Source organism: Pantoea sp. CTOTU49201, assembly GCF_032054795.1.
Classification (GTDB): domain Bacteria; phylum Pseudomonadota; class Gammaproteobacteria; order Enterobacterales; family Enterobacteriaceae; genus Pantoea; species Pantoea symbiotica.
Genome location: NZ_DAMBSA010000121.1, coordinates 1 through 11,215, shown reverse-complemented (window position 1 = coordinate 11,215; position 11,215 = coordinate 1). Strand labels below are relative to the sequence as shown.

The following is an 11,215-nucleotide window of genomic DNA, read 5'->3' as shown; positions in this document are numbered from 1 at the left end:
TTTTTTGCCTCGAATCAGTTCCATCAATTCCATCGGCACATGGGAGTTTTGACATTCCAGTGAGATGATATCGATATTCGACTTCTGCAGTTTAGGGAAGATCTCTTCATATTGACGCCACTCGGTACCCAGCGTCTTTTTCCAGTCGGTATTCGCTTTAATGCCGTAACCGTAGCAAATATGCACAGCGGTTTCGCATTTCAGACCTTCGATGGCTCTTTCCAGGGTAGCAATACCCCAATCATTCACTTCGTCAAAGAAGACGTTAAATGCAGGCTCATCAAACTGAATAATATCGACGCCCACCGCTTCTAACTCTTTGGCTTCTTCATTGAGAATTTTAGCGAATTCCCATGCCAGTTTTTCACGGCTTTTATAGTGGTTATCATAAAGCGTGTCGATCATGGTCATTGGACCCGGCAGCGCCCATTTAATTGGACGGTCAGTTTGCTGGCGCAAAAACTTAGCATCTTCAACAAACACCGACTTTTGACGGCTTACCGGACCCACAACGGTTGGAACACTGGCATCATAACGATCGCGGATTTTAACGATCTCGCGCTTCTCAAAATCCACGCCGTTGAGGTGTTCAATAAAGGTGGTAACAAAGTGCTGACGCGTTTGCTCGCCATCACTGACGATATCAATACCTGCCTGCTGCTGATCTTCCAGACACAAACGCAGCGCATCTTGTTTACCGTCGGTTAATTCCTGATCTTGCAATTTCCACGGCGACCACAATGTTTCGGGCTGAGCCAGCCACGATGGTTTTGGCAAACTACCAGCAGTGGAAGTCGGTAATAATTTTTTCATAGCAGGTGACCTTATATTTTTATGGGTGATCAAAGAACGGGAGTAGCAAACCATTGCTCAAGAATAGTTTGGTAAGGCTTAATAAAGCGCTCTTCCGTGAACTTCCCTTGTTCAACCGCCAAATGGCTACGTTCTTCTCGATCATAAACAATTCGCGTTAAAGAATAATCCTGATGATTTAAGCTTGGCTGATACTGATTACCGGCGGCCGAGTTAGCATTGTAAATCTCAGGGCGGTAAATTTTTTGGAACGTCTCCATGGTGCTGATGGTACCGATCAGCTCAAGATTGGTGTAATCACTGAGTAAATCGCCATGGAAATAGAAAGCCAAAGGCGCTGCACTGTTTGCCGGCATGAAATAACGCGCCCGCAGGCCCATTTTTCCGAAATATTCATCAGTCAGTGAGAGTTCATCCTGCTGATATTCGATGCCCAGTACCGGATGTACATTACCGGTACGATAATAGGTGTTTTTACTTGATACGCTCAGGCAGATAACCGGTGCTTTATTGAAGTTAGCTTTGTATGCGTCTGAGTTAACGAAGTTTTTGAAGATATTGCCATGCAGATCGCCAAAGTTATCTGGCGTACGGAATTCAGTGTGGCTCTTGTTATGCTCTGACAATACGACGCTGAAATCATAATCACGCACGTAAGAAGAGAAGTTATTGCCCACAATCCCTTCCATGCGCTCATTGGTTTTTTTATCAACGATATTGGTTTTCAATATTTCAATGACTGGGAAGGTATTGCCATTGCCTTCAGCACCGAGATTCAGTTCCGCCGTAATAATCTCCAGCTCAACCGCATAACGATCGCTTTTCGGGTTGTCCCAATGCGCCAGAGAATTGAAGCGGTTATCAATCATCACCAGCGCGTTGCGAAGATTCTCCTGACGCTTCTCACCGCGGGCCAGATTCGCAAAATTGGTGGTGATGCGTGTATTGCTCGAAGGATTGTAATTTTCGTCGAAACGAAGGCTCTTAACCGTAAAAGTAAAGGCGTTATTCATTTTAGTCTGCTGTCCTGGTTACGAATATAAGGCCTTGCTGTGGCTGGATTTTTACGCTTTCCCCATGTTCTTTTTGGGTACTCTCAATCAGCAGGCTTCATATTATTTTAAGTTATTAACGATGGTACTTTTATGCCTGAGTCGCTGGTTGAAAAAAAGTGATTTAATTTCATCGAACATGAAGGAATTTCATGATGAGAGTGACGATGAAGATCGTGCGCTCAGCAGTCAGGCCGTGCGGTCTGGCACAGACTTCATCATTGCAGGTATACTCTCCCCAAATTTTTTAACCGGTCAGACACGAAAATGGCAAAACTCACCTTACAAGAGCAAATGCTGAAAGCAGGCTTAGTCAGCAGCAAAAAAATGGACAAAGTCCAAAGAACCGCAAAAAAATCACGCGTTCAGGCTCGTGAAGCCAGAGAAGCAGTGGAAGAGAACAAAAAAGCGCAGCTGGAGCGTGATAAGCAGCTGAGTGAGCAACAAAAACAGGCGACTTTAGCCAAAGAGTACAAAGCGCAGGTTAAGCAGCTGATCGAAATGAACAAAATCGATATTTCGAAAGGCAATATTGGTTTTAATTTCACCGACAATAATCTGATCAAAAAAATCGACGTAGATAAGCTGACCCAGACGCAGCTGATTAATGGCCGCCTTGCCATCGCGCGACTAAGCGTTGATAGCAATGGTGAGAGTCAATACGCGATTATTCCCGCCAGCGTTGCGGATAAAATTGCACAGCGAGATGCGAGCAGTATCGTATTGAACAGCGCATTGAGTCAGGAAGAGCAGGATGAAGACGATCCGTACGCTGATTTCAAAGTGCCAGATGATTTGATGTGGTAATCAAAACGCCGGTTGCGCTGTCAGAATGGGCAGGCATTCCGGATGTTTACCGGCTCACCGCTTACCGGATGAATAAAATTCATTTCGCTGGCGTGTAACATCAATCGCGGCGTTTGTTCGCTTCCGGGCAGCAAGCGCCCGCCATACAGATCGCAACCCAAAATCGGATGACCCAACTGCTGGCAGTGAATGCGCAGTTGATGGGTGCGTCCCGTTTCTGGCGTGAGTTCTACTCGCGTTAATGGCAGCATCCCTTCATGCGTACGCTCAATGACACGATAACGTGAGCGAGCAGGTTTGCCATTGACTGCGCAAATCGTCATTAGCGGAAACAGCGCCGGATCTTTAGCAATTGGCGCGTCGATCACACCTTCATCATCAGCCAGATGCCCACACAACAGCGCGTGATAAATCTTGGTCACGCTGCGCTGACTAAACTGCTGGCACAATGCGGCATTAATCGCCTTGTTGCGGGCAATCACCATTAATCCCGATGTCCCAAAATCCAGCCGATGCACCAGCGTGCAACCGGGGAACAGCTTTACTAACCGATGATGCACTGAATCGAGATTGAGCGGATTTTTTCCCGACAGGCTGAGCAAGCCAGCAGGTTTATTGATCAGCAGCAGATGATCATCCTGATAAAGAATCTCAATCTCGTCATTGCAAGGCGGGGCAATAAAGTGATCGATAATGGTAGACATCAGAGCGCCCGGATTGTGAAGGGAGGCGGATAATAGCGAATTTTCAACTGGCTGGCGAATCTGGTGGATAAGCACTCGCATAGCCAAAAATTATCGTCCAGACTTACAGCAAAGACGTGGTCTGCGCAGGCAATGTGCTTTACACTGCGCGCTGAAAAAACTGAGTAGATAACGATTAGGTAGGCGGCAATGGCGATGAACGGAACGATCACAACCTGGTTTCAGGATAAAGGTTTTGGATTTATCAAAGATGAAAATGGCGATAACCGCTATTTCCATGTGATTAAGGTCGCTAACCCTGAGCTGATCAAGAAAGATGCGGCGGTGACATTCGAGCCGACAACCAATAACAAGGGTTTGTCAGCCTATGCAGTGAAAGTTTCACCCGAAAGCAAATATATCTATATTGCCGGTGAGCGCCTTAAGCTTACGTCGATCAAGTCATACGTGGTTTACAGCGAAGAAGTGCCGGTTGAGACGCGTATCGATAAAGAGAATACCGTGCTGTCAGTTGGCATTTTGATGAATAGCATCAAGCCGAAAACAGATATTAAGCCGGATGAAGTGCGCTCACTGAAAAAACTGGCGATTACCACTTTTCAGGGTACCACCTTGATTTTCACGGCAGATGAAATCGATATTGATGCCACAGTGAAAATGCTGAAGGTCTGAGAATATTTGGATTTTGTGCCGAAATCCTGCGCCTTATATATGCAGGATTACGGCATCAATTAGGTTGGCATAAATTTCTTTTCAATAATTCCACTTCTGGCTTTAGGCCGTTGGCCTCTCATTCCATGCATCGGTGTACTGAATGTTGCCATCAACATATTTCCACGTGATCTTCGCATAACGAAACGCAACGCTTTCCATATGTCCGGTTCCAGGACAATTACGCGTATCATGCATGATCGGCGATATGGATATGACCTTTACATCTTCCATTAATATATTGAAGTACTCTTCTTCCTGACCGGCGTCACTGATGCGATACCACTTAATTTCAGCTTCCTTTAACGTCTGACCCGTTGCCACCGCTTTATATAAATAAGGGGATGCGGAATCAATTTCTTTTTCGAACATAAACGGAGCATGTTGCCGCGTCCCTGTTAGCTTCCCGGTGTTGTTGTCGGTTGGAATAGAGAGAAGATGCTGAACACCACGTAATTCAATGCTGCCCTCACGGTGCATGACATCTGAACCACCTCTGATGACCGCTCCGCCATCATCTTTGATAAACATGTGAACAGGTATAGCCATTTGAATCTCCTTAGTTAGTCGTACAACCAACGCCCAGCCTTTGCCGATTCCGCGAACATACGGACAGTCAGTGGCTTCACGGTTTGTTGTATGGGTTCCTTCGAAAAGTATTTTCGGAAAACTGTTTCTGTTCTCCAGGGATAATAAGCATCAAAATTTATAACTGTTGTATCGACATTATATTTTTTTCCAAAATCCTCAATCGCATAAGGTAACTCATCCCATCCGGCGTAGCCCTGAAGAGGAGTTTCAAATTCAATCGGGATTGGTTTTAGTCTCCATGTGGTCATAAGAGATAACTCTTCTCGGAAAAAGTCTAATACCTGATTTTCGTCTACCATACTCGATCTTCTTCTCTGACGATCATGTTATAGGTTGATACTGTTTTATAAACTATTTGGGCGACATCTTTTGTCAGTAATACCCATCCTACAACAGGTACAGTACGACCAACAAAAGCACCAAGATTGTTTGTCCACATAGGCTTGAGTAACTTAATGCTAGCGTTAGTAAACGTTGGTAAGGGGCGTGGCAATTTCACGTTCAACATTTGACGTGAATATTTAGAAGCAATTGAAGTGCCAGGCGTAGCAGTTCCAGGCTTACCTCTTGTACTAAGAAGAGGAAGACCAAGAATAATGCTGCTCACCGCAACGATGTTATTTATGCCGCCAACATGCTCATCAATTTTATCCAACAGTATCCAGAAAAATAATTCGCCAGCTGAAACATTGCTGACTCCTTTATAGAAGTAAGTCCCATTTAGCTGCTCAACCGTATCCATAATCATCCTCCCTGAATGACAGGCAGCCAGATTACAGTGGGATGAACGCTAATTTTTGTTCAAAAGAGAGGTGTGGAACGAGTAATAGCGGGGTAGATATTGAAAAGTTTGCCAGGCAAATGCAGTTAGGTCGCCATGAATGGCGACCCTACGTTTTTGTAGGGTGCGCATTCATGCGCACCGGCTAAAACATCTTAAAAACTCTGCCAATCCGCGTCATTCACCACCGCAACGCGCGAGGGCTTAACGTATGAAGCCGTACGCACCACAGCCTGCGTCTGATTAACCTCGCCTGCACCCGCGACATGGAATTTACCCACCAGCTGATTCAGATTTCCGGCTTGCTCCTGCAGCGACTGCGAAGCGGCAGAAGCTTCTTCCACCAGCGCGGCGTTCTGTTGCGTGACATCGTCCATCTGATTCACCGCTTGCTGCACCTGCACAATGCCCTGGCTCTGCTCAACGGCGGCGGCGGCAATCTCTTCCACCAGCTGGCTCACCTGATGAATGGCATCATTCATTACGCTCATATTGCGGCCCACGTCGCTGGCCTGCGCGGCACCGGCTTCGGTCAAACGATGGGACTCTTCAATCAGCGTCTTGATTTCACGCGCGGCGGTGGTGGAACGCTGCGATAAGTTACGCACTTCACCGGCGACCACGGCGAATCCTTTGCCATGTTCCCCGGCACGCGCGGCTTCAACAGCGGCGTTCAGTGCCAGAATGTTAGTCTGGAAAGCAATACCTTCAATGATCGAGACGATTTCGCTCACTTTGCGCGAGCTACCACGAATGTTATCCATGGTTGAAAGCATGGTGGTCAGTGATGTGCTGCTCTTCTCCGATAATCCGCTGGCGTTAGCGGCAAGCTGACTCGCCTGGCGCGTGTTATCGGCAGTCTGACGTACCGTTTCACTCAGTTCGGTCATGCTGGCAGCGGTTTGTTCCAGCGATGCCGCCTGCTGTTCTGTACGTGATGAGAGATCTTCATTGCCTGCGGTGATCTGCACCGATGCGCTGCTAACCGATTGTGACGCCTGGCGCACGGACGATAGAGCACCTGATACGCGATCCATCAGGATGTTAAACGAGTGCGCCATATTGCCTACTTCATCACGACGACTTTCATCCGCCTTCAAAGTTAAATCGAGGTTCTCGCTGGCCGCCATCATCACCTTGCCCGCGGCAGACAAACTGCGACGAATACGCAGTACGGTGAACAGCGACAGCAAACCAAAAATCAGCACAGTCGCGATAACGCCAGCAATGGTGGTCCACAGCACGGAATGGAAGGTGCTGCGGTTGGTGGCGCGCAGTTCATCGCCAATAGTGATATTTAGCTGCAGCTGTTTTTGATAATCACTGATCAGCTGACGGATCGCGGCACCGATGCCAGTTTGCCCGTCAATCAGCGCCAGGCTGATGTCATTTTGATGGCCACGCGAAGCGGCTAAGAAAGACGGAAGCGCGGCGATGACGTGCTCAATATTGGCGTAAGCGACTTCCGTTAAGCGCCTATCTTCATCATTGGAGATATCGTTAGCCATGTAGTAATCGGTTTGTGATTTCAAATCCGCCAGCTGTTTTTGGATCTCATTCTCAATCGCCGGCATTTTACTGTCGTCGGTCTGGCTTTTGTGTTTGTACAGCGTTAGCGCCAACTGGTTACTGCCATCAATCAATTTGCCAAGATCTTTGATCGAGGGAATCGCATTGGCCTGCACGTATTCAAAACGATCCTGAAAACCTGAAAGCAGAGAAATGGCAAGTACAGCTTGTAGGATGATGGCAGCAAACAGGATGGAAAATGTGGCAAACAGACGTTGGGAGATGTTCATTTTATTATCCTTAATCTTAAGGCATCCCGGCTTTGGCAGCACAGGGTAGAGGGCAGATTAATAACCATCGGCAGTTTGAGGAAATTAGTTAATTTTTTTATCGATGATTTATGCTTCCGGCTATTTATCACACTAATTATTAACATCATCCGACGCTGATGACTGATTCGGATGCGTGATAAGTAATGGACTACAAGACTCGGCTTGCTCTCCGATATTTTCCTACAGACCTGCTCTTTATCATTTTGGCAATGGTTAAAAATTGCTGGGTATAGAGAGAGTAAATCCTATGAATAAAGTATTTCGTGTGGTCTGGAATGCAGCGATGCAGCGTTTTGTTGTGGCTTCAGAGCTGGCTAAGGGCAAAGTTAAATCAAGTTCCTCAGCTGTTGCCGCGGGTAACTCAAATTATAAAGCGTTTGCTTTTTCTGGCGTTGCTGTTGCACTGGCGTTAGCGTCTCCGTCTGTGTTTGCTGTGTCGATTATTGCAAATGGTGCAACCCTAACTTATGACGGTCAGGATATTACGGCGACCGGTTCGGGCGAATTAGCGCGCGGATTGAGTGCGACTAACAATGGTGTAATTAATTTCAGCAACGGTAGCGTCACCACCAATGCTGCCGCTGGCTTTGGTGCCTTCGTCGATACCAATGCCACCATTAAACTGGATAACACCACGATCAAGACCGCAGGCACTAACGCGCAAGGCATCTATGCCAAAGGTGCGGGTAGCGTAACCGGTGATGGTGTGCATATCACCACCAGCGGAACAACCGCCTATGGTATTCAGACCAGCAATGGTTCTGTGAGCCTGGCGAATAGCTCCGTGACGACCACAGGGGCGAATGCCACCGGCATTGTTGCTGCGGGTACAACGGGCAATGTCACTCTTACGGACAGCACCATTGAGACTGCGGCGAATGGTGCACAAGGTATCTATATTAAAGATGGCGCTAATGTAACGGGCGACGGTGTGCACATCACCACCAACGGTAATACCGCTTATGGCGTACAAAACGCCAATAGCTATGTGGCGCTGACGAACAGCTCAGTCAACACCTCAGGAGAAGGTGCTTTCGGTGTGGTTGGTACCTCTGCAGCGGGCAATACCACCATTAGTGACAGCATCATCCATACGACAGGTGATACCGCCCATGCGCTTTTCGCTTCAGGCGGTGCTCAGATGACGGTAAATAACAGCGAGATTACCGCTGAAGGTCATTTTTCAAATGGAGCTAAAGCGTCAGGTGCGGGCAGCGTACTGAACGTCAATAACAGCAACATCACCACAACAGGGGCATCCGCAGAAGCCGTGTTAGCTTACGGTGGTGGCACAATTAATCTGACCAACACCAATATCTTTACCGACCGTGTCAACTCTTACGGTCTTCGTGCCAATGGCGGTAATGCCGTGGTTAATTATGATGGCGGCAGTATTACCACGACTGGAGGGACTTCAACAGTACAGGCAATTAATGGGGGCGCAGTAAACATCAATAACGCCACTGTTAATGGAGGATCATTAACTGTTGAGGCCTATGGCAAAGGCGCAGTTAATCTCGACAGCGTGATAATCAATAATGATGGCTCACAGGCCAATACTGCGGCGGCAGTTTATGCTCATGACGCAGGCACAACATTCAACGCGAAAAATGTCCAGATAAATACCACAGGAACTAATGTGTTCGGCATTCAGTTAGTCGGTATTCAGTCAACGCTGGATAATGTGGAAATAAACAGCACAGTCAGAGGTGCCGGTCTTCAGGCATACGCTGGTAGTAATATTGTCGCGAATAATTTGCGCATGAATATTGAAAGCCAGGATGGGCTGGATATGTCGACTGGCCTGACTATGGGTTCGGCCGCGGGTGATAATAACGTTGAGATGAGTAATTCTCAGGTCGCTATGCAGGGTGCGAACAGCACCGCTTTAATGTTCAAGTCTGATGCTATCAGCAATAACACGTTGTCTCTGACCGACAGCGCCGTTACTGCGCCTGAAGGCACTGCCATGATGGTAATGGGAACGGCGAACGCGCAGGTAACAGCATCAGGCAGCTTGTTATCCGGCGCAACGCTGTTATCCGCTGGTGCTGGCAATACCGCCGGTGTGCTGAGCAATGTTGAACTCACCGGCGATAATGGCTCGGTATTCAATGGTGATGTAGTGATTGATCGTGCCAACACCGCGAAAAACATTATCACCCTCGACAATAATTCAGTCTGGAACGGAGCGACAAGTTCGCTGGAGAATCTGAACCTGTCGAATGGCAGCCAGTGGAATGTTACATCGAACTCTGCGGTAGACAATCTGACGGTGAATAATGCCACGCTGAATATGACCGCGCCTGGCACCGGCTTTAGCCAGGTGACCTTGTCCAGCCTGAACAGCACCAACGGCACTATCGACTTTAAAACGCACCTGATGGATGACCATTCAGAGACCGATCACCTGCACATCACCGGTGATTACACCGGTAATAGCAACGTGGTGGTACAGAATGCTGGCGGCACCGGCGCGCAAACCATTGATGGTATCGAGCTGATTCGCGTCGATGGCGACGTGAACGGTACGTTCACCCAGCAGGGCCGAATTGTGGCGGGTGCTTACGATTATCATCTGGTGCAGGATGCCAATAAATGGGTGCTGGAGAGCAACAGTAATAATGTTGCGCCGGGTAATCCGGGCAGCAATCCCGCGAACCCTGGCGATCCTGACAATGGTTCTGGCACGCCAGGCGATGATACGGGTACACCGGGCAACGGTTCAGGTAACGCTGGCGATGTGGGCAAGCCGGTGAAAGGTTTCCCGATTACACGTCCTGAAGCGGGCAGCTACGCAGCCAACCTTGCGGCAGCGAACACGCTGTTCACCACTTCGCTGGATGATCGCTTGGGCGAGACGCACTACATCGGCGCAGATGGTAAGAAACACGCGACCAGCCTGTGGCTGCGTAACGCAGGTGGACACACGCGCTTCAGTGATAGCTCCGGCCAGCTGAAAACCACCGGCAACCGTTATGTGATGCAGTTAGGCGGCGACATCGCTCAGTGGAGCAGCAACGGTGCGGATCGCTTCCACCTTGGCGTGATGGGCGGCTACGCAAATGCGCAAAGTAACACGCACTCCAACGTAACGGGTTACACGTCGAAAGGTCAGGTGCACGGTTACAGCACCGGCGTTTACGCGACCTGGTTGCAGGATAACGCGGACAAGACCGGTGCGTATGTTGATAGCTGGATGCTCTACAACTGGTTCGACAACAGCGTGAAAGGTGATGGCATCGCGGAAGAGAGCTACAAATCCAAAGGCATTACCGCCTCCGTTGAAGCCGGTTACGCTTTCAAAGTTGCGGAGATGAGCGAGCGTTCCAGCTTCTATCTGCAACCGAAAGCGCAGGCAACATGGATGGGCGTGAAAGCGGATGACCATAAAGAGCACAACGGCACGCGTGTGGTCGGTGAAGGTGATAACAACGTGCAAACGCGTCTGGGTGTTCGCGCCTATATCAAAGGCCACAACGCCATTGATGATGGCAAAAACCGCACCTTCGAACCGTTTATCGAAGCCAACTGGGTTCATAACACCGAAAGCTACGGCAGCAGCATGAATGGAGTCAGCGTTCAGCAAGCTGGTGCGCGTAACCTCGGCGAAGTGAAAGTGGGTGTCGATGCCAAGCTGAATAAAACCGTCAATCTGTGGGGCAATATTGGTCAGCAGATGGGGGATAAAGGTTACAGCGATACCAGTGCGATGGTGGGCGTGAAGGTTAATTTCTGATTGGTTGGGTAGCAGGTCGCCATGAATGGCGACCCTACAACAATGAGCCGGTGCGCAGTTGTGCGCACCGGCTCATTGTTCATTATGGTCTGCGGAACAGCGCCAGGCTGCGGCCTTCCAGCTCGAAATCCTTCTCTTTAGTAATCACCAATCCCTTCTCAACGCCTTCTGAAGTC

10 protein-coding genes are annotated in these 11,215 nt (G+C 48.7%); 3 read left to right on the top strand and 7 right to left on the bottom strand.

The window, feature by feature from the left end; genetic code table 11:
* Positions 1–813, bottom strand: an 813-nt coding sequence (locus tag RTY00_RS10765) for a methionine synthase (RefSeq protein ID WP_312664424.1), incomplete at its 3' end; no start/stop codon positions are given.
* 29 nt (positions 814–842) lie between these two features.
* On the bottom strand, positions 843–1,826 hold the full coding sequence (locus tag RTY00_RS10760; protein WP_312664423.1) for a DUF1852 domain-containing protein: 984 nt from the start codon (positions 1,824–1,826) through the stop codon (positions 843–845).
* Between the two features lie 306 nt (positions 1,827–2,132).
* On the opposite strand from RTY00_RS10760, the gene RTY00_RS10755 reads away from it, so the two are divergent.
* Entirely contained in the window at positions 2,133–2,672 is a 540-nt protein-coding gene (locus RTY00_RS10755) for a DUF2058 domain-containing protein (protein ID WP_154156752.1), read from the top strand.
* 20 nt (positions 2,673–2,692) lie between these two features.
* On the opposite strand, the gene RTY00_RS10750 is transcribed toward RTY00_RS10755, so the two are convergent.
* A complete protein-coding gene (locus tag RTY00_RS10750; RefSeq protein ID WP_312664422.1) occupies positions 2,693–3,376 on the bottom strand; it encodes an RluA family pseudouridine synthase in 684 nt (227 codons plus the stop codon).
* Positions 3,377–3,565: 189 nt separating this feature from the next.
* On the opposite strand from RTY00_RS10750, the gene RTY00_RS10745 reads away from it, so the two are divergent.
* On the top strand, positions 3,566–4,048 hold the full coding sequence (locus RTY00_RS10745) for a cold shock domain-containing protein (RefSeq protein WP_312664421.1): 483 nt from the start codon (positions 3,566–3,568) through the stop codon (positions 4,046–4,048).
* A 102-nt stretch (positions 4,049–4,150) separates the two neighbouring features.
* Here the strand turns inward: RTY00_RS10745 and RTY00_RS10740 are convergent, their stop codons facing one another.
* The 4 genes from RTY00_RS10740 to RTY00_RS10725 form a co-directional block, all read right to left on the bottom strand.
* Positions 4,151–4,636, bottom strand: a complete 486-nt coding sequence (locus tag RTY00_RS10740) for a type VI secretion system tube protein TssD (RefSeq protein WP_312664420.1) — start codon at positions 4,634–4,636, stop codon at positions 4,151–4,153.
* 14 nt (positions 4,637–4,650) lie between these two features.
* The gene (locus RTY00_RS10735) at positions 4,651–4,977 is read right to left on the bottom strand and encodes a DUF1493 family protein (RefSeq protein WP_312664419.1); all 327 of its coding nucleotides are present in this window, start codon (positions 4,975–4,977) and stop codon (positions 4,651–4,653) included.
* Positions 4,971–5,420 carry an STM2901 family protein gene (locus tag RTY00_RS10730; RefSeq protein ID WP_312664418.1) on the bottom strand — a complete coding sequence of 150 codons (450 nt, stop codon included), beginning with the start codon at positions 5,418–5,420 and terminating at the stop codon, positions 4,971–4,973. The genes RTY00_RS10735 and RTY00_RS10730 overlap by 7 nt, the downstream gene beginning before the upstream one ends.
* 194 nt (positions 5,421–5,614) lie before the next feature.
* Positions 5,615–7,258 (bottom strand): methyl-accepting chemotaxis protein, encoded by a 1,644-nt coding sequence (locus tag RTY00_RS10725; protein ID WP_312664417.1) that lies wholly within the window; start codon positions 7,256–7,258, stop codon positions 5,615–5,617.
* 289 nt (positions 7,259–7,547) lie between these two features.
* Between RTY00_RS10725 and RTY00_RS10720 the strand changes: the two genes are divergently transcribed.
* A complete protein-coding gene (locus tag RTY00_RS10720; RefSeq protein ID WP_312664416.1) occupies positions 7,548–11,039 on the top strand; it encodes an autotransporter outer membrane beta-barrel domain-containing protein in 3,492 nt (1,163 codons plus the stop codon).
* The last annotated feature ends 176 nt before the right edge of the window (positions 11,040–11,215 follow it).

Bases quoted from the DNA above. Each gene is read 5' to 3' on its own strand.
- RTY00_RS10720 (WP_312664416.1), top strand. From the start codon at position 7,548: ATGAATAAAGTATTTCGTGTGGTCTGGAATGCAGCGATGCAGCGTTTT.
- RTY00_RS10735 (WP_312664419.1), bottom strand. From the start codon at position 4,977: ATGGTAGACGAAAATCAGGTATTAGACTTTTTCCGAGAAGAGTTATCT.
- RTY00_RS10745 (WP_312664421.1), top strand. From the start codon at position 3,566: ATGGCGATGAACGGAACGATCACAACCTGGTTTCAGGATAAAGGTTTT.
- RTY00_RS10725 (WP_312664417.1), bottom strand. From the start codon at position 7,258: ATGAACATCTCCCAACGTCTGTTTGCCACATTTTCCATCCTGTTTGCT.
- RTY00_RS10730 (WP_312664418.1), bottom strand. From the start codon at position 5,420: ATGGATACGGTTGAGCAGCTAAATGGGACTTACTTCTATAAAGGAGTC.
- RTY00_RS10760 (WP_312664423.1), bottom strand. From the start codon at position 1,826: ATGAATAACGCCTTTACTTTTACGGTTAAGAGCCTTCGTTTCGACGAA.
- RTY00_RS10755 (WP_154156752.1), top strand. From the start codon at position 2,133: ATGGCAAAACTCACCTTACAAGAGCAAATGCTGAAAGCAGGCTTAGTC.
- RTY00_RS10740 (WP_312664420.1), bottom strand. From the start codon at position 4,636: ATGGCTATACCTGTTCACATGTTTATCAAAGATGATGGCGGAGCGGTC.
- RTY00_RS10750 (WP_312664422.1), bottom strand. From the start codon at position 3,376: ATGTCTACCATTATCGATCACTTTATTGCCCCGCCTTGCAATGACGAG.